Source organism: Halobacillus andaensis, assembly GCF_014636475.1.
In the GTDB taxonomy this organism is placed as follows: Bacteria; Bacillota; Bacilli; order Bacillales; family Halobacillaceae; genus Halobacillus_A; species Halobacillus_A andaensis.
In genome coordinates, this window is the sequence record NZ_BMEL01000002.1 from 757399 (window position 1) to 776176 (window position 18778).

The 18778-nt window shown below is 40.4% G+C and carries 19 protein-coding genes and 3 pseudogenes; 17 read left to right on the plus strand and 5 right to left on the minus strand.

Annotated features, from left to right (window positions below; genetic code table 11):
- Positions 1 to 12: 12 nt before the first annotated feature.
- From IEV27_RS11170 to IEV27_RS11200, 7 genes are all read left to right on the plus strand, one after another.
- Positions 13 to 1050 carry a DctP family TRAP transporter solute-binding subunit gene (locus tag IEV27_RS11170; protein ID WP_229735163.1) on the plus strand — a complete coding sequence of 346 codons (1038 nt, stop codon included), beginning with the start codon at positions 13 to 15 and terminating at the stop codon, positions 1048 to 1050.
- Positions 1051 to 1115: 65 nt separating this feature from the next.
- Complete coding sequence (locus IEV27_RS11175) at positions 1116 to 1607, plus strand: TRAP transporter small permease (RefSeq protein WP_188377534.1); 492 nt, start codon at positions 1116 to 1118, stop codon at positions 1605 to 1607.
- Positions 1608 to 1622: 15 nt separating this feature from the next.
- Positions 1623 to 2900: a TRAP transporter large permease gene (locus IEV27_RS11180; protein ID WP_188377535.1), complete on the plus strand. Its 1278-nt coding sequence runs from the start codon at positions 1623 to 1625 to the stop codon at positions 2898 to 2900.
- Between the two features lie 106 nt (positions 2901 to 3006).
- Positions 3007 to 4044, plus strand: coding sequence for a zinc-dependent dehydrogenase (locus IEV27_RS11185; RefSeq protein WP_188377536.1), 1038 nt, complete (start codon positions 3007 to 3009; stop codon positions 4042 to 4044).
- Positions 4045 to 4069: 25 nt separating this feature from the next.
- On the plus strand, positions 4070 to 4894 hold the full coding sequence (locus IEV27_RS11190; protein ID WP_188377537.1) for a class I fructose-bisphosphate aldolase: 825 nt from the start codon (positions 4070 to 4072) through the stop codon (positions 4892 to 4894).
- A gap of 32 nt (positions 4895 to 4926) precedes the next feature.
- Complete coding sequence (locus IEV27_RS11195; RefSeq protein WP_188377538.1) at positions 4927 to 6414, plus strand: xylulokinase; 1488 nt, start codon at positions 4927 to 4929, stop codon at positions 6412 to 6414.
- Positions 6415 to 6446: 32 nt separating this feature from the next.
- Positions 6447 to 7412, plus strand: coding sequence for a 2-hydroxyacid dehydrogenase (locus IEV27_RS11200; RefSeq protein ID WP_188377539.1), 966 nt, complete (start codon positions 6447 to 6449; stop codon positions 7410 to 7412).
- Positions 7413 to 7865: 453 nt separating this feature from the next.
- Here IEV27_RS11200 and IEV27_RS11205 read toward each other — a convergent pair whose 3' ends face one another.
- Entirely contained in the window at positions 7866 to 8114 is a 249-nt protein-coding gene (locus IEV27_RS11205) for an AbrB/MazE/SpoVT family DNA-binding domain-containing protein (RefSeq protein WP_188377540.1), read from the minus strand.
- Positions 8115 to 8342: 228 nt separating this feature from the next.
- On the opposite strand from IEV27_RS11205, the gene IEV27_RS11210 reads away from it, so the two are divergent.
- Positions 8343 to 9599, plus strand: coding sequence for a YeeE/YedE family protein (locus IEV27_RS11210; RefSeq protein ID WP_188377541.1), 1257 nt, complete (start codon positions 8343 to 8345; stop codon positions 9597 to 9599).
- A gap of 49 nt (positions 9600 to 9648) precedes the next feature.
- On the opposite strand, the pseudogene IEV27_RS19860 reads toward IEV27_RS11210, so the two are convergent.
- Positions 9649 to 9852: pseudogene (locus tag IEV27_RS19860) on the minus strand (peroxiredoxin); the annotation flags it as partial.
- Positions 9853 to 9938: 86 nt separating this feature from the next.
- On the opposite strand from IEV27_RS19860, the gene IEV27_RS11215 reads away from it, so the two are divergent.
- The 6 genes and pseudogenes from IEV27_RS11215 (at position 9939) to IEV27_RS11240 (ending at position 14447) form a co-directional block, all read left to right on the plus strand.
- Positions 9939 to 11258, plus strand: coding sequence for a TrkH family potassium uptake protein (locus IEV27_RS11215; protein ID WP_188377600.1), 1320 nt, complete (start codon positions 9939 to 9941; stop codon positions 11256 to 11258).
- Positions 11259 to 11727: 469 nt separating this feature from the next.
- Complete coding sequence (locus IEV27_RS11220; RefSeq protein ID WP_188377542.1) at positions 11728 to 12576, plus strand: N-acetylmuramoyl-L-alanine amidase; 849 nt, start codon at positions 11728 to 11730, stop codon at positions 12574 to 12576.
- Between the two features lie 190 nt (positions 12577 to 12766).
- The gene (locus IEV27_RS11225) at positions 12767 to 12940 is read left to right on the plus strand and encodes a hypothetical protein (protein ID WP_188377543.1); all 174 of its coding nucleotides are present in this window, start codon (positions 12767 to 12769) and stop codon (positions 12938 to 12940) included.
- A gap of 260 nt (positions 12941 to 13200) precedes the next feature.
- Entirely contained in the window at positions 13201 to 13584 is a 384-nt protein-coding gene (locus IEV27_RS11230; RefSeq protein ID WP_229735165.1) for a hypothetical protein, read from the plus strand.
- Positions 13585 to 13688: 104 nt separating this feature from the next.
- Positions 13689 to 13997 (plus strand): annotated as a pseudogene (locus IEV27_RS11235) (IS1595 family transposase); the annotation flags it as partial.
- 150 nt (positions 13998 to 14147) lie between these two features.
- Entirely contained in the window at positions 14148 to 14447 is a 300-nt protein-coding gene (locus IEV27_RS11240) for a DUF4306 domain-containing protein (protein WP_188377544.1), read from the plus strand.
- A gap of 147 nt (positions 14448 to 14594) precedes the next feature.
- On the opposite strand, the gene IEV27_RS11245 is transcribed toward IEV27_RS11240, so the two are convergent.
- The gene (locus tag IEV27_RS11245; protein WP_188377545.1) at positions 14595 to 15179 is read right to left on the minus strand and encodes an LOG family protein; all 585 of its coding nucleotides are present in this window, start codon (positions 15177 to 15179) and stop codon (positions 14595 to 14597) included.
- Positions 15180 to 15263: 84 nt separating this feature from the next.
- Between IEV27_RS11245 and IEV27_RS11250 the strand changes: the two genes are divergently transcribed.
- Together IEV27_RS11250 and IEV27_RS11255 are read left to right on the plus strand one after the other, a co-directional pair.
- Complete coding sequence (locus IEV27_RS11250; protein WP_188377546.1) at positions 15264 to 15581, plus strand: MazG nucleotide pyrophosphohydrolase domain-containing protein; 318 nt, start codon at positions 15264 to 15266, stop codon at positions 15579 to 15581.
- A gap of 163 nt (positions 15582 to 15744) precedes the next feature.
- Positions 15745 to 16599, plus strand: a complete 855-nt coding sequence (locus tag IEV27_RS11255) for an aminopeptidase (protein WP_229735167.1) — start codon at positions 15745 to 15747, stop codon at positions 16597 to 16599.
- A 198-nt stretch (positions 16600 to 16797) separates the two neighbouring features.
- Here the strand turns inward: IEV27_RS11255 and IEV27_RS20100 are convergent.
- Together IEV27_RS20100 and IEV27_RS11265 are read right to left on the minus strand one after the other, a co-directional pair.
- A pseudogene (locus IEV27_RS20100) lies at positions 16798 to 17406 on the minus strand (tyrosine-type recombinase/integrase).
- A 35-nt stretch (positions 17407 to 17441) separates the two neighbouring features.
- Entirely contained in the window at positions 17442 to 17627 is a 186-nt protein-coding gene (locus tag IEV27_RS11265) for a hypothetical protein (protein ID WP_188377547.1), read from the minus strand.
- A 717-nt stretch (positions 17628 to 18344) separates the two neighbouring features.
- Here IEV27_RS11265 and IEV27_RS11270 point away from each other — a divergent pair.
- Positions 18345 to 18778 (plus strand): collagen-like domain-containing protein (locus tag IEV27_RS11270; RefSeq protein WP_229735171.1); only part of this gene is annotated, 434 nt, incomplete at its 3' end.

Sequence of the window (18778 nt, forward strand, 5' to 3'; positions counted from 1 at the left end):
GAGGGTAATTTTTTGAAGAAATTATTGTGGGCACTTTTGGTCGTTTCTTTTCTGATGTTGGCAGCTTGTGGGAACAGTGAGGAGGCAGGTTCAGAAGCGGAGGGTTCTGATAGTGAGGAGAAAGTAAGCTTTAAGTTATCTACACCAGACCCGGAAGACTCTAATGTAACTATGGCAGCTAAAGAATTCGCGGAAGTAGTAGAAGAAAAGAGTGATGGAACTATTGAAATTTCTGTTCATCCAAATGGAACGTTGTATGGCGGAGATCCTTCAGCAGCTGTAAAACAACTGGGGGCAGGAAGTCTTGATATGTTAGTTTTATCGACTTCCTTGTATGCGAACTTTGAACCAAAGTTCAGTGCCATTAGTGTTCCTTACTTATTTGATGATAATGAGCAGTATGTTTCGTTTCTTAACGGAGATTTAGGTAATGAATTATTAGGATCTGTTTCGGATCTTGATATTCAAGGGTTAGGGTATTGGGCACGTGATTTTAGACAAATCACTAATTCTAAACATCCCATTGAGGAACCGGCTGATTTAGATGGGCTTAAGTTAAGAGTACCGAACAATCCTTTGTGGGTGGAATTTTTCAAAGGTGGGGGTACAGCCACAACGCCAATGGATTTCGGTGAAGTGTACAATGCCCTTCAATTAGGAACCATTGATGGACAAGAGAACCCGCTTGGAGTTATATCTTCGGCTAAAATGCATGAAGTGCAGGACTATTTAACAATTTCTAATCATATGGCCGATGGTTGGTTAGTTGGCTTGAACCAAGAGAAATATGACAATCTAAGTGATGACCAAAAGCAAGTTCTAGAGGAAGCAACACAGGAAGTGCAAGATTGGTCGATCGATTACAATGCGGAACAAGCTGATTCGATCATTGAAACTCTGGAGGAAGAAGGAATGGAAGTGAACGAATTATCTGAAGAACAACAGCAAGAATTCATTGAACTTTCCCAGGAGGCATATCCGGCATTTGAAGAGGTTATTGAAGATGAGGAATTCTTTAATGAAGTTCTGAAGTCTGTAGGTAAAGACTAAACGAACACCTTGAAATATGCGGTCTTTAGTAACTAAAGGCCGCTTTGAATAAAAGGGGATAAGTTATGGAAAAGAAATTTTCAACTATAATAAGCAACCTTTTTCATGTTTTTAATAAACTGACTTCTTTCCTAGCTATATTGTCCTCTGTATCGATTTTTGTAATCGTTATATGGCAGGTTGTAGGGAGGTTGATCGGACACCCCGCACCATGGACAGAGGAATTAACCAGGTTCATTTTTGTTTGGATGATTTTTTTAGGCATTGGCATTGGGTTTAGAAAGGCAGAATCAGCTAGAGTTACAGTTTTTATGAAAGTGCTGCCTAGATTCATACAGAAATTATCGGTTTGGATTTACTCGATTGCTACTATATTATTCTTTTTATTTATGATCATTTTTGGAGTTCAGTTTATTTTCCAACAGATGGCTACAAATGAAATGAGTTCTGTAGTTATGATTCCGATGTGGATTATTGGACTCTCTGTGCCTAGTGCAGGTGCTATAGGTATCCTCAATGTAATTCAATCTTTATTATATGACCGAGAGTTAATTTAGGAGGTACCCTAAGCTATGTCTATATTTCTGCTTGTCATGTTTTTTCTGCTCGTTTTTATAGGAGTTCCAATAGCCATTTCTCTCGGACTCTCAGTTGTGGCGACGATTGTCTTATTTACTGAAGTACCCATCAGCATTGTTATCCAGTCCATGTACAGCTCGATGAATAGCTTTATAATGGTGGCTGTTCCATTGTTCATCCTTGCAGGGATCATTATGGATGAAGGCGGAATAGCTGAGAGAATATTTGATTTTGCAAAGAGTGTCGTAGGCTGGATCACTGGAGGGTTAGGACACGTTAATATTTTTGCAAGTCTCATATTCGCTGGGATGGCAGGCTCATCTGTAGCCGATATTGCAAGTACTGGTAGAATCACGATTAATGCAATGAAACGTGATAATTATCCTTTGGAATACGCGGCTTCCTTAACTCTTATTACTTCTATGTTAGCCACCATTATTCCACCAAGTATTTTAATGATTGTAGCTGCATCGACAGCTGGTGTGTCAATTAGTGCCGCATTAATTGGTGGTCTTGTTCCAGGAGTCATCATAGCGGTTATCTTTATGATATATAACTATTTTTATAGTAAGAAGCATGGGCTTGGGACGCACCAAAAGTTCGAATGGAAAAATGTTTCGAAAGAATTCATTCGCGCATTTCCGGCTTTATTAGCACCCGTGATCTTAATTGGTGGTATTCTAAGCGGTTATTTCACCCCAACAGAAGCCGCGGCCATCGCTGTTTTATATACATTGCTCGTTTCGATATTTGTATATAAAGGACTTCCTCTTAGGAAGCTTCCTGATATTTTCCATAGAACCGTTAACCTTACGGGAACGATTTTATTCATTGCTGTGGCTGCCATGCCTGCGGGGTGGGTGTTTGAATATGATGGTCTGCCAACTCGACTCGCTGCATTTATTAGTGGGATTAGTGAGAGTTCGTTAGTCATCATGCTGTTACTGTTTGTATTTTTAATTGTTGTCGGGATGTTTATGGATGCGACAGCAGCTATCTTCATCTTAGTTCCCATTTTGATGCCTACCGTTGCGGTAGCTGAGATTGATCCCGTATTTTTCGTTATTTTTATGGTGATTTCACTTTCCATTGGTTTAATCACGCCGCCTATTGGCGTTTGTTTATATGCGGCTTGCAACATTACGGGATTAAAATTAGAAGAATTAAGTAAAGCGTCATTACCCTGGCTGGGAATTACATTTGCAACATTAATACTTTTTATATTTTTCCCGGAACTAATTATAACGCCGCTTAGTTGGCTAGGTTTCTAAAAGAAAGAAGAATAGTGGTGATTATCTTCTTTTTTTTATTAATTTTTATGAAGGAAATTACCACCAAAAATGTAGGCTGATTTAAGTCTGAAAGGATGGTTTTGTAATGAAAGCAGCTGTTTTTCACGGACCTAATGATATGCAGTTACAGGAGGTAGAGAAACCTGTAATTGGCAATAAAGAAGTACTAATGAAGGTAAATGTTAGTGCAGTCTGTGGCACGGATGTACGCATTTACGAAGGAAAGAAAACAAAAGGAGTACGCACACCTTCCATTATCGGCCATGAGCTCGTAGGGACGGTTGAGGAAGTAGGCGTTGACGTTGAGGAATTCTCAATTGGAGAAAAAGTAGGTGTGATCCCTGTTATACCATGCGGAAAGTGTTATTACTGTATGAATGATAGAGAAAACGTATGTGCGAATCGTACAGCCATTGGTTATGAATTTGATGGAGGGTTTGCTGAATATGTAAGGATTCCAGAGTCTGCTTTAAAGTCTGGCAACTTAGTTAAATTACCAGAGAACGTCTCTTTAGAAGAAGCCGTCATTACGGAACCACTGGCTTGTTGTTTAAATGGTCAACGTAAAGCTAACGTAAAAATGGGAGACACAGTCGTCATTATTGGAGGAGGTCCGATTGGTTTAATGCATGTTCAGCTGGCCAAAGTAGCTGGAGCAAAACATGTGATCCTGAGTGAACCGATTGATCATAGAAGAGAGAAGGCTATGCTTGCAGGGGCAGATCTTGTCGTTAATCCAGAATCAGAATCGCTTGAGAATCTCGTACTTGAGAAAACAGAGCAGTTAGGTGCAGATGTAGTTATTATGGCGATTGGAGTTCCAACTCTAGTGAACTCCTGCATCTCCTTATTAAAAAAAGGAGGGACGTTAAACTTATTTGCGGGCTTTACGAAAGGCGTACTCGGCGAAATAGATCCAAATGTCATTCACTATAACGAAATTAATGTAAACGGAACTTCTGCTCTTACACGGTCCGATTACTATAACTCTTTGTCTCTGATTTCATCGGGGCAGATTAATACAGAAGTATTAACGACCAAAGGCTATAAGTTAGAGGATATTCAACAAGCCATAATGGATGTGCGGAATGGTAACGGGATGAAATCCGTTATTCATATATAAAAAAACAATTAAAGGAGAGAGAAACATGGGAGTATTAGGTAAGGAAATTAGAATGAATCGTTTAATGAATCAGGAATCTGGTAAGTTGCTGGCAGTAGCTGTAGATCAGGCGATGGCACGAGGGATTTTTGAAGAGTTAATGCCGATTGATCGAAAGTTAAGTGAAATCGTGGAAGGCGGACCCGATGCCATTACAATGCATAAAGGGATTGCGGATACGTGCTTTAGAAAGCATGCTGGAAAAGCAGGATTGATTCTTAAAGCTTCTACTTTTTCTCCATGGCAGCCGAATTATGATACATGGGTGACAGAAGTAGATGAGGCGGTCCGCTTGGGTGCCGATGCCATTTCGATGGGATGTATTGTAGGTGGAGACGACCAGCCTGAGCAACTACGAAATTTAGGGATCATTTCAGGTCAAGCTTCTCAAAATGGATTACCTACCATTGCTCATATTTATCCTAGAGGAAATCAGATTCCTGAAGACGAGAAGGGTGATTGGAGACATGTCGCTTATGCTGTACGAGCTGGTGCAGAATTAGGCATTGATATTGTTAAAACTAAATATACAGGTGATCCGGATTCCTTCCATAAGGTAGTGTCTTCTACTCCAGGCAAAGTAGTAGTTGCAGGAGGGGATATTGGAAACAATGTAGAGGACTATTTCCAAATGGTGTATGATGTTGTTGAAGCAGGAGGAGCTGGTATAACGTTTGGAAGAATTGTATGGAATAACCAAAACCCAACAGCAATTGTGAAAGCGTTTAAAAATATTATTCATGAGAATGGTACCGTCAACGAAACGATTGAACTCTACAATGAATTAATTAATCAACCAGCGAACCTCTAAAGGAACGAATCTATTAATTAGGGTGGGGGATTATGTCACATGTCATCGGAATAGATATTGGAACGAGTGGTATCAAAGTAGGAGCCATGAATCATGATGGGGAGTTAGGGCTGATTGAATATCAGCCCTATTCCCTCCACTATCCTCAAAAAGGGTGGGTGGAAATAGATTTAGAAGATATATGGCTTAAGACAAAAGAATTGTTAATGAAGGTTATTACAAGAGTGGAAAGAACGGGAACGGTTGATGCGATTTCACTATCCACCTTTTGTAATTCTTCTGTTTTTCTAAATGAAGACGGGGAACCGTTGTGCCCTGGGATCATGTATTTAGATCAAAGAAGCAAAGAAGAGGCAGAATGGATTAAAGAAATAGTGACTGAAGAAAAAATCTATGACATTACGAAAAACAGGCTTGAGCAGGGAATGTATTCGGTTACTTCCCATGTATGGTTTAAGAATCATCGTCCTTCTTTGTATGAACAAACCCATAAATGGGGAAATCTCTCGACCTACATATTGAACAAGCTCACGGGTTCTTTCGTTATGGACTGGACTCAGGCTTCCTTCTCAGGGATGTATAATATTGAAGAATATGTGTGGTCGAAAGAAATCTGTGAAGAGGTCGGGCTTGAGATGGAGAAACTCCCTGAAGTCGTAGATCCATGTTCGATTGTAGGCGAGTTAAATTGTTCAGAACTCCCTTTAAACGGCATACCTGTGGCGGCGGGTGGAGCCGATACAGCTTGTTCAACCTTAGCTTTAGGCGTCCAGCCGGGGGAAGTTTTTGAGTCAGTTGGTACTTCTAATGTACTGACTGCATGCACAAAGAATCCCGATAATTTAGATAGAAGATTTTTAAATCGATGTCATATTAAGAAAAACCAATGGTTATCCCATGGGGCCATGTCCTTCCCTGGTGCTGCCATTCAATGGTTCTACGAAGAGTTTCTTAAAGAAGAAGGTGATTCAAGGCATATTCTTGAAGAACTTCCGAAGCAATCCCCCATCGGTTCTAATGGCGTATTTTTTCTTCCTTATATGCAGGGAGAACGATCACCCATATGGGATCCTGACGCCAGAGGAACGTTTACAGGTATATCCTTAAACACGACAAAAGCCGACATGATGAGAGCTATTTTAGAAGGATGCTCTTTCGGGTTGAGACAAATCAATGACATCCTTTTAGATGCATACCATGTTAAATTTGAAAGCCTTCCTTCAATTGGAGGGGGTTCTTCCAATCAAACGTGGGCCCAGGTGAAAGCTAATATACTAGAAAAAAATATTGAAATAAAAGATGTTTCAGAAACGGGAGTATACGGAGCATGTTTGATCGCCGGAACTTCTGCCGGATATTATAAAACATTCGAAGAAGCTTCTGAACTTATAGAAAATCAAACAACGCGTGTCGTCAAACCCAACACAGAAGAAGTGAATATTTATAACGAGCATTATCAAGTATTTAAGGAATTATATCCTTCATTAAAACCGTTCTTCGCTAAAAGTATGAACCTCTAATATTTTTATTAGAAGATAGGAGGAGAGCATAAGTGAAAAGTTCCATATTCATTACGAGGAAACTACCTGAAGCCATCGTGAAAAGTCTTGAACATCATTTTGAAATAAAAATGTGGGAGGAAGAAGATACACCTGTACCGAGAAGTGTCTTGTTGAAAGAAATACAGGATGTAGAGGGTATCTACTGTCTGCTTACCGATACAATAGACGAAGAAGTAATAAAAGGAGCCCCTAATTTAAAGGTAATCAGCAACATGGCTGTTGGTTTTAATAATATAGATATACAAGCAGCTGAACAACAGGGGATAGTCGTCACTAATACGCCTGGGGTATTAACGGAAACGACGGCGGATTTAACTTTTACATTATTAATGAGTACGGCAAGGAGAATCGTCGAGGCTTCCGATTACTTGAGAAATGGAAACTGGGATACATGGTCGCCGATGTTACTAACCGGCCAGGAAATTCACGGATCTACGCTAGGAATTATCGGCCTGGGCAGGATCGGAGAAGCGGTTGCTAAAAGGGCAAAAGGTTTCGGGATGAACCTTCTCTACTATAATAGAACTAGAAAATTTGAAAAAGAAGAAGAAATCGGAATCCAATATGCTGATTTAGATACATTATTAAAAGAATCAGATTTTGTATGTGTGATGATACCGTACAGTCCCAAAGTTCATCATTTCATAGGAAAAGACGAGTTAGCACTAATGAAGCCAAATGCAATAGTAATCAACACGTCTAGAGGTGGAATCGTAGACGAAGAAGCCTTATACGAGTCCTTAGTGAACAAACAAATATGGGGAGCAGGATTGGACGTTTTTGAAGAAGAACCTGTTTCTACAAATCATCCTTTGCTTTCTTTGTCTAATGTAGTAACTCTTCCTCACATTGGCAGTGCAAGTGTGAATACACGATTAAAAATGGCTCAATTAGCAGCAGATAATATCATTCACGTGTTAAATGATAAATCCCCTCTTACACCGGTAAATAGCTAAGTATAAGAGAGGATCGCTATAACAAAAAAGTCTGATTCTCCCTCGGGAATCAGACTTTTTTCAATGGTTCAGGATAGCTGGACGCTGTTCGTCTTGGTATGAGTCATAGATTGGGATGATCAGTTTAAGTATTCATGAGAACCTGTCTGATGAAAAAGTTAAATGGCGTTAAGATTGCGGTCCTCTAATTACTCAAACTCGTTTTCCATTAAGAGCAGGGGGACGGAACCACGCTTAGATATTGCGCGGATAAATTTAAAAAGAAGGTTACAATGGTTTTATAGATATAAAGCAAACGTGTACTTGGAACATTAAAGTACACGTCTAGCTTTTAATTTGCTTATTTGTTCATGGTTCATTTCATCATTGGGTTATAATGATATAGAAAATGATATTGGTTCATCATAAAATGGATAAGTGTGACGACTTTGATTTTGAGGTGAACCATAGCCATTAGCGATTCTTAAGGTTTTTAAAGACTTGATCGTGTTCTTTCAATGTTTCCGACAACATATCGAGCATTTCTGCATCCACTTCATCTTCCCATTTCCTTTTTCTACTTAATACAATTTGGTTATTTCTTACATCAAATTCAATCTCATCTCCCCGTTTAATCTTTAATGAATCAATGATGGATTGGGGTAATTCTATACCAAAGCTGCTTCCTATTTGAACGACTTTCCGTGTTTCTTTTTTTCTCATGTTACTTCACTCATTTCTAATTCTCCTCTTTAAGTTAATCAGCTTATAGATGTATATATGGAAAATCAGTATGCACTTTCATAATAACATTCTTTCTTTCATAAAATACTAGGGAGTTAGTCATATCATTTAATGGAGCGAGTTCTCTCTTTTGACAATTCTAGCAATCCTCGTTAATATAAACTAAGTAAATCCGACTATTTTTATAAGGAAAAGGGTGTTTTATAGATGGCTACAACAAGAGTTCAACCTATAGATGAAGTGAAAGATCCCGTAAAGAAAGAAGACGCTGACTTAAACAGTCCGCAAATGCCGCTCATTGTCGGCGGTCTGATCGTTGGGGCGATTTTAATGGTTTTTCTAATGGTCACTCAAAATATTGTGCAGTCGCTGCTGCTCGTGATTGGTCTATTGCTCGGCTACACGTTATTTCATGCCCGTTTTGGCTTTACGTCTGCCTTCCGCCGCGTGATGTCGGTCGGTAATGGGCAGGCGTTGCGTTCGCACATGCTTATGCTGGCTGTGGCGGTTACGCTGTTCGCGCCAATCCTGGCATTTGGCTATACCTTCTTTGGAGGGGAAGTCGCTGGATATGTATCGCCAGTTGGCATAAGTCTGCTTGTCGGCGCATTTATGTTTGGCGTGGGCATGCAGCTTGGCGGAGGCTGTGCTTCTGGTACGCTTTATGCAGTCGGAGGCGGCCGCTCTGTTATGCTTGTGACTTTGCTGTTCTTTATTATCGGCTCTACGATTGGAGCGGCTCACCTGCCGTTCTGGACCGAAGATCTTCCTGCTTTTGAACCTGTATCTCTTGCGACGTCCACAGGTCTTGGCTATGGCGGCGCATGGCTGCTTTCCATTGCTCTGTTTGGTGTCATTGCCTGGATTACCCTGGTTGTAGAGAAGAAGAAAAAAGCACCGAAGATGGCACCTGTGCCATCAACGAGTGGATGGAAAAGAATTTTCCGCGGCTCATGGCCGTTATTTGCAGCGGCGATTATTTTAGCTGTTCTTAATGCGCTAACGTTAATGACCCGAGGAGCTCCGTGGGGCATTACGTCCGCTTTTGCCCTCTGGGGTTCAAAAGTCGCTCAGTTCTTTGGAATGGATGTTGCGAGCTGGGGCTACTGGCAGGGCGAGAATGCGGCCATGTTGGAATCATCCATTTTTGCCGATTCTACGACCGTATTGAATTTAGGCGTCATTTTAGGAGCATTCCTGGCTTCTGCAGCCGGAGGTCTCTTTAAGTTCTCCAAGCTCAATGTGAAAAATGTAATGGCTTCTGTGATCGGAGGCTTAATGATGGGGTATGGCGCACGTCTTGCTTTCGGTTGTAATATTGGCGCCTACTTTGGCGGGATTGCATCCTTTAGCCTTCATGGTTACATTTGGGGGATTTTAGCGTTAGGCGGTACTTTCTTAGCGCTTTATCTTAGACCATTGTTTGGATTGTCTGTTCCAAAATCAAAAGATTCGTTTTGTTAATAACGAGAAAAGAAATCGCCATGTGATTCGTTCACATGGCGATTTTTCTTTATTTTAAATTTTTCTTAATGTATTGAATGATTTTTCGCAGTTCCTTGGAATGCGGGCGGCCGAATGGGCTGGTTTGTCTTTGCTGGTAAAGCAGCTTTCCTTCTCCATCTGTTAAAAAGTAAGCTGGTTCACTGTGGGTGCCATGATCTTCCTAGGGGGCACTCTCATCGTGATAATGAACACCATAAGGCTCGGATGAAGTGAATAAACGAGGTTGAATCCCTGGCATGATAGGAGTATATTAAGACAATAGATTGAAGTTCATTCGAAGGAAGGTCGAAGAATGTGCTGAAACGTACTGTCAATAAGCTGGAGCCGCCACAAATCTTAATACTTGTTTTCGCCGTTGCTATACTGCTTGGAAGCTTCCTATTAGTATTACCCATAGCAAGTAATGAAGCGATCAGTTACATGGATGCTCTTTTTACTGCAACTTCCGCCATGACCGTTACAGGACTTGTCGTTGTGGATGCAGGAACAGCTTTTACCTTATTTGGTCAAATCGTAATAATCGCTTTAATTCAGCTTGGCGGTCTTGGGATTATGACCTTTGCTGTATTAATCTACATGGCGCTAGGGAAGAAAATCGGCATCAGGCAGCGTATATTAATGAAGCAGGCCTTAAATCAATCAGCGATTGGCGGGGTCGTCGCCTTAGCGAAAAAGCTATTGTTCTTTTCGCTTTCCGTTGAAATCGTGGCCATCATTTTTCTATCGATTCGATGGGTGCCTGAGCTTGGATGGAGTGACGGCCTGTATACCAGTGTATTTCATGCGGTGTCAGCCTTTAACAACGCCGGTTTTTCCATCTGGTCCGATAGTTTATCGGGGTACGTATTTGACCCCGTCATCAATATCTTGATTACGCTCCTTTTCATCATCGGCGGGATTGGCTTTACGGTCGTTTTTGATCTGTGGAGCAAAAAAGAATTTAAACACCTTTCGTTACATACAAAAGTGATGCTGTTTGGGACCTTGCTGATCAATTTGTTCAGTATGCTGATCATTTTTGTCCTCGAATATAACAACCCTGATACGTTAGGGGTTATGAGTTCCAGCCAGAAGCTGGCCGCGGCTTATTTTCAAGCGGTCACGCCTCGAACGGCAGGGTTTAATACCATTGATATTGCTTCGATGGAGGAGTCGTCTCTTTTTTATATTATTACCCTCATGTTTATCGGGGGAGGAAGTGCCTCGACGGCGGGCGGTATCAAGCTGACGACGGCGCTTGCGATCCTCCTTTCCACGATGGCTGTCTTTAAAAGTAAGGAAAATATCGTGTTGTTTCAAAGAAATTTAAGACCCTACACCATCATGCGGGCCTTAGCTTTAACCGTAGGAAGTATGGCAGTCGTCATCCTCACGATTTTCATTCTGAACCTAACGGAAGACGCGTCGTTCTTAACGATTATGTTTGAGAGCGTATCAGCCTTTGGTACAGTGGGCTTGTCGATGGGCTTGACCGGGGAGTTGACGACGGTTGGGAAAGTCGTTTTAGTATTGACGATGTTAGTTGGCAAGTTAGGTCCATTAACCTTTGCGTTTGCGTTTACAAGTCACACCCCGGATCTGATTAAGTATCCGAAGGAAGACGTGATGACAGGGTAAAGTTTATTCTTAATAATGAACGAGACTCCTCGTTTTATGGTAATTTTTACCTTCTTATATTCAGGGAAGTATATTATAATGAACAGGTCATCACGTTTTCAATAATCAACCTAATAGTTGATGACCTATTCCTATTCTAGACCTCGTCCATTGAGACGGGGTCATTTTTTTTATGTAAAATTCTTTATACATAAAAGTCAATCATTTTTTTTCGAAATCATGAAGATTATACAAATCTAGTATTTATGATACGAGTCAATAGCCTTATTTCGACATTTTATGCCAAAAAACTTAAATTTTTCTAGTAATTGTTTGTTATAATAAACAAGATTTCAAGATTTTGCATGATTTTTAGTAAGACAGGAGGGGATCGATTGATTTAAACTTCTTCGTGTTGTTGGCTCTACTGTTTTTGGAAGGTTAAATCAAGACGATACTATCGATAGAGGATGAACAGATTATTTTAAAAATGAATGGTAAGTGGAAGTTGTCGATCGCGGTTGTGTTATTAGTTTTAGCTGTTTTTGCACTGGATGAGGAGAACAAAGTCATTCACGCAGAATCTACGAAAATATTTATTGATCCAGGACATGGCGGCTCAGATCCAGGAGCAACAGGGAATGGGCTTCAGGAAAAAAATGTGACGCTTGATCTTGCTTTACGAACGAAGGATATTCTCGACCACGAGTATGAGGGGCATGAGGTTCAGCTCTCACGTACCGGGGATCAGAAGCTGTCTCTCGATGAACGTACGAACAAGGCCAATAGCTGGGGAGCAGATTACTTAGTTTCCATTCACATAAATGCCGGCGGTGGTGCGGGATTTGAATCTTATACATATAATGGAAGTTATGGTGGAAAAGCAGAAACGAATCGTCTGCGCGGCCTGGTGCATGACGAGATTGTGAATCAGACAGGCTTTAACGACCGGGGCAAGAAGGAAGCCAATTTTCACATGGTAAGAGAAACAGCGATGCCTGCTGTACTTACCGAAAATGGGTTTATCGATAATGCCACAGATGCCGAGGCCTTAAAATCGGAAACGTATAAAACAAATATTGCCAGAGGGCATGCGTTAGGTATTGCTGAGGCTTTAAACCTTACACGCCGTTCCCAGGCTTATGTAGAAGTTGTCACGGACTCGCTGTGGACGTATAATTCCCCTGACTGGGACGATCGTAGAGATATCGTAAGTAAGGGAGAAGTTTTTACCGTCACGCGTGATAAATTCACAGTGGGTGGAGGGGAAATGTATCGTCTTAAGAGCGGAGCGTACATTTCAGCCAATTCAAACTACGTCAGGTATTTTAGGAAATAGTTTCATAGAGTAAAAGATTGAAAGGTGAATAACCCATCCTGATTCGTTGAACGAGCGAAAGGGGTGGGTTATTTTTTTATTCCCGGTGGTTTGGGAAGAGCTTAATACTTGCAATACTGCCACCGATTGATATAGTAGTTTTTGTGTAAATAACATCCTTATAAAGGAGAACAAAAAGGAGAATAGGCGAATGCCAACATTTATAGCCAATGATTATTTAGTAAAAGATGGAAAAGTCGTCTCCCCTGGTCATGAAATCGAAATTACGGAGGAGCAGGCGGCGAAGTTAGAGGACAAAGTTAAAGATGGGCCCGTTCCTTCATCTACTGTAAAAAAAGAAGAGGAAAGTGCTCCCTCTAAATAATACGCAATGGAAACGAAAAACCTCGCTCTAGAGGTTTTTTGTTTCCATTTTTTTATTCAAAGTGAAAGGCTGTACTTTCTAAAGCAAGCCAAATGTGTTTTCTTGTAATGGTTATGTGTCCACTTTACCCCAAAAAGAATTCGATCCGTCGAGAAGCTCTTATATTTCCCGGGTCTTTCCTCATAAAATGACAAGCTATTTCACAATTTCTGCACAATTTAGGGGGAGGAGTAAATGAATACAAATTCTAGAGAGCGGACATGAAGCTGATTCCTCATAAGCATTTTGGAATGCCGGGGCATCTCCAGAAACACACGCTGGTTTATACGGTCGTTCTCGCCATGTTATTGGCAGTTGTCTTTGACTTAAGCAGGATTGCTTCCGTGGGAGCCATTTTATATCTGGTTATGGATATGATCGTTCATTGGGGAGTGATCAAACATCTTCGGAATAAAGTAAACGCTAAGGTAGGTATTGTAGCAGCTGCTTTCATTCTTGATGCTGTTGTTTTATTTGCGTTCATCTGGGTGAAGGCTGTGAATGATTGGTTAATTGTAGCTGTTTCTCTCATATTTATTATCTTCATTTTTGCTGGTGAACATATGTTCCTTAAAAAGGTGGATCATCCTCAGCATGATCATTAAACGTAGATAACACATAACTGTTTAGTTGAGCAGGAAGGGAATCGAAGGAGGAGCTTATCACTTCCTTTTTATTAAAAAGGCTCTGTTAAAGTTCAATGTTGATATTTAAAACGTATGCGTTTGATAATGGTATGGCTATCTATCAATTCAAATCGGACGGGAAAATTCGTACCAAGGGTCTTTATCATATACAGAACGTCAACGACTACCACCGAAGGCTGAAAGGATGGATACAGCGCTTTAATGGTGTGGCAACCAAGTATCTCAACAATTATCTGGCTTGGTTTCAAGTATTAGAAAGCATCCATCATCAGCGAAATGAAATTACGATGAATGATATGATGATAAAAAGGAATTTATTTCCAAGTATCGAAACCTATGATACCCTTAGATTATTTACTTTCACGATGTAACCGTTGAACCTTGTTCCCTAAGGGGTTATTTATCTCGAAACTGAGTCTTAAAGATAAGGGCAGGAATGTTTAACAATGGACATTTATTTTCTGGTGAAATTAACTAAATGAAACAAGAGATATAAAAAGTAAAATATAGGGGGGATTTGTGTGAAAAAATGGTGGGTAATGTGGTTTGTTTGCATACCTATTTTCTTGGTATCATATGTTTATTCAATCTTTATAACAGGTAAAATAGCTTATTTACCACAATCAGAATGTAAACCAAAATTTATCTTTACACCCCAAGATGTTCAATATTGTAGCGATATTTATCCGATTGATGTATTTTTAATTGCTTTAAAGACAAACCCAATTACTTATATCTGGTTATTGACTGGACTTTATATAATTGGTTTCTTAGTTTTTGTTTTAGTCGCTAAATTACGGAAAAGGAAATTCTTAAACTAACGGGGCGATAGTTTAATATTTGCTCCAAGATGTCTCGAAATCAAGTCTTCCACAATAGGGGGGCGATTCTGTAATTAAGAAGCACCTGTCGTATTATTTCAAAACAAAACCCAGACCAAAGAAAAATTTTTGGTCTGGGTTTTCGCGTTAAGTCTCATCTTTAGAAGTGATGTAAGTTTTTACTTTTGGCGGCTCATAGGAATAAAATTGGTCTAATAAACGAGATGGGTTCGGGTCTGATAAAGCTATGGACAGATCCTTTTCATTTAGAAATTGTTCATTTGTCATGTGATTAAATAAAGATAAAAGCGGATTAAAATAACGATTAACGTTCAAAAGGCCACATGGTTTTTGGTGGAGCCCTAATTGCGCCCAAGTAAAAATTTCAAAGTATTCTTCCATAGTTCCTGGACCACCTGGTAAAGCAATAAATCCATCAGCTAGATCTGACATTTTGGTTTTTCTTTCATGCATAGAGCCAACGACAATAAGTTCAGTTAGATCTTTATGTGCGATTTCCCTCTTTTCTAAAAAGTCCGGCATAACACCAATCACATGTCCGCCTTCCTCTAAAATCGTATCTGCAAGAGCTCCCATCATGCCCACACTTGCTCCACCGTAGACGAGAGTCATCCCTCTTTTGACCATTTCTTTTCCAAGTTTTTTTGCCCCCTCTATGTAAGCTTCAGATGCCCCAGGGCTTGAACCGCAGAATACTGCTATTTTTTTCATCCTATCCCTCCTGAAATCTTCATGAGTATTATACAAAATTTAAAATCCTTTGTTAAACTATGTTTAATGTGAGGAGGAGGAAAAATGGATGTTACCGAATTTCAACAATGGATCAAAGAATACTATGAAAACAGGGGGTGGTCTGAGCTAGATATCTTTATAAGAATTGGCTTTTTAGCTGAGGAAACGGGGGAGGTAGCCCGGGCTATCAGATCTCTTGAGATAGGAAGAGACCGCCCAGATGAAAAGGATGAGTCTTATGCCAAAAATAAACAAGAGTTAACGGAAGAATTAGGGGATGTACTAGGAAATCTCATTATTATAGCGAATAAATATGATATTCCCTTAGAAGAAGTGTTCCAGTCACATAAAGAAAAACTTTCAAAACGATATGACATTTAATATATATTGAATTCGAGTCTTAAACAAACGGGGGCTAATGTTGAACAATGGTTGGTTCCCTTTTCTAAATATATAGACGAAAATAATGAACTAACGTAGCCGGTTAGTTAAAGTAGGTCAGAGTCCTGCAGTAAAATTAAGAACATCACTGGGGAGATATTAAATGATTAAAGGAATATATGAATTTATAAGTGAAGCACAGTTAAAAAAGTATGCAGAACTTGCTGTACGAGCTGGTGTGAATCTGCAAGAAAATCAATTATTGATTATTCATAGTGATATACAAAATGCTACGTTTGCACGTCTAATCCAAACGGCAGCCTACGAGGCAGGAGCGTCAAATGTATTTATAGATTGGACAGATGAACAGTCTACCAAAGAATTTTTCTTAAATGCAGCAGATAGTGTCATCGATCACTATCCTGATTGGCAGGCTGCTCGTTTTAAAGAATGGGACGATGCAGATGCTGCTTACATCCATATTATTTCTGAAAACTTAGAGGTCTTTAAGGAGGTTTCTTCAGAAAGGATAAATCGATACCAAAAAGCTTCTCGTACCAAATTGAGGGATTATCATGAGAAAATTAGATCCCACGAGGTACGCTGGTGTCTTCTAGCTGTACCGAACGTTGAATGGGCAACGAAAGTATTCCCCAACCTAAGTAAAGAAGAAGCTTTACAATCATTGTGGGAATTAATGTTAAAAGGGTCTCGGGCAGATGGGGAAAATCCTATGAAAGATTGGGAAAGTCACAATAGAGCATTCGAGTCTCGAAAAAAATTCCTAAACGAGAACCAATTTGAATCCCTGCATTTCACAAATAGCTGTGGAACTGATTTGTTGGTTGGCCTTCCGGAAAATCATCGCTATATCGGTGGGGGAGTCATAGATAAAGAGGGAATACCTTTCTTTCCGAACATTCCTACCGAAGAAATATTTACTGCTCCTCATAAAAATAAAGTGAATGGCAAATTGGTATCTGCTTCAAGCTGGTGTCAATCTTATTTACATCCGTAATTTTTGGGGGCAGTAGACTGTTCAACAACAGAAATGTATGCGAGAGCAGGTAATGAAATGAAAGTAAAGGCTATTGAAAATGCGTATATTGATTTACTTCCAGGCTATGTCCTAAATGGGAGAAAGACGGAGATTTAATGAATTGGGTGAATTCACTATGTGAGTAGATAGTTTTGATGGATTCTGGGGAGCGATTTCTCAGCGGATCCTCATACACCTGTTAAGTTTGGTCTTACTCCCCGTAATCCCCAACTCCACATAATGTCTCAACTGATGCGGGTGTATGGTTTTATCAATACCAGCGCTTTTCGATATTCTTTTATTTAAATATCTCATCTGGGCAATACTCATTCGATGAGGATCACGCTCCGTAACAAATAAGGATTGATCGTCATCCATCCTCTCTTGAATATAGCGCTTTAACCAAATGTCATACCGTATATTGAAATATACCTCTACGTTCCTTATCACCTTTTCCCCTTACAATTGCTGACCGGCTTGACAAGCTTCCCTAAAATGTTCAATTTCTCGTTCTGTTAAAAACTTCGGGATCCTCTTCCCTTTTGGTTCCTTTATCTTAACTGCTGGGTTTATAGGGAAATGACCTTCTTCATGTAACCAACGAAAGAGGGAACGAATAAATCGAATACGGTGTGTAAGACTTGATGGTTTTAATCATTCACTGCATGTAGCTAAGTAATCTTTAATTCCTTGGATTGAGTGTCGATATCTTGGAAGTGACGGACTATGAGGTTCACTTCAAGACGGTAGGCATTTAAGTAAGGTGTGGGGTGAAAATCCTTCAATTCGCTTTTCTGCTTTGTAAGTTTCTCATGCTTTGATTAGTAGCACGATATACTCCCTCCATTAACTTGCATCCTCACCAATTGCTTTATAGGAATATACCTATTTTCTGATCGGTCTCTTATTAGGAATTCCGCATTTTTTGTCAACAGCCCACAGCCCATTGGAACTTCTAGATACTCTTTAACGATCGTTAACTTAAAATCGTCATTATATTTTGCCATACAAAAATACCCCCAAAGCTAGATTTTTACTCTAACTTTGGGGGTGCAGTACCATATCGTATCGCTAATGTGAGCGGGTATCAGGGACTTTTTTTATATTTATTGGAATTATTTTACGTCTGGATAATCTCTTATCCGACCACATTAGGTGAAACTGGCGGTTTTCACAATACAAAAATAGACAGCCATTTTTAATATATTAAGCACTTTAATAGGAAATTCATCCACTCTCATTTATTGCTTATCTCATAGAATACATAAGTTCAATGAAAGGGGTTGAAAAAATTGGGTGTAAAAAAGAGTAAGTCAAAAGGGCGAAGAGAAGATTGCAAATGCAAGAACAAAAAGTGTCGAAAATCTGGAGATAAAGATTGCAAATGCAAGGGTAAAAAGTGTCGAAAATCTGGAGATAAAGATTGCAAATGCAAGGGTAAAAAGTGTCGAAAATCTGGAGATAAAGATTACAAATGCAAGGATAAAAAGTGTCGAAAATCTGGAGATAAAGATTGCAAATGCAAGGATAAAAAGTGTCGAAAATCTGGAGATAAAGATTACAAATGCAAGGACAAAAAGTGTCGAAAATCTGGAGATAAAGATTGCAAATGCAAGGACAAAAAGTGTCGAGAATGTGGACATAAAGATTGTAAATGCAATTTAAAGCAAAAAGTAAATATTAAAATTAAAGTACCTACAGGACCAGCGGGACCAACCGGACCAATGGGAGAAGCAGGACCGGCGGGAGCCACAGGAGCGACCGGACCAGCCGGACCAATGGGAGAAGCAGGACCGGCGGGAGCCACAGGAGCGACCGGACCAGCCGGACCAATGGGAGAAGCAGGACCAGCGGGAGCCACAGGAGCGACCGGACCAGCCGGACCAATGGGAGAAGCGGGACCAGCGGGAGCCACAGGAGCAACCGGACCAGCCGGACCAACGGGAGAAGCAGGAGCCACAGGAGCGACCGGATCAGCCGGACCAATGGGAGAAGCAGGACCAGCGGGAGCCACAGGAGCGACCGGACCAGCCGGACCAGCCGGACCAACGGGAGAAGCAGGAGCCACAGGAGCGACCGGATCAGCCGGACCAATGGGAGAAGCAGGACCAGCGGGAGCCACAGGAGCGACCGGACCAGCCGGACCAACGGGAGAAGC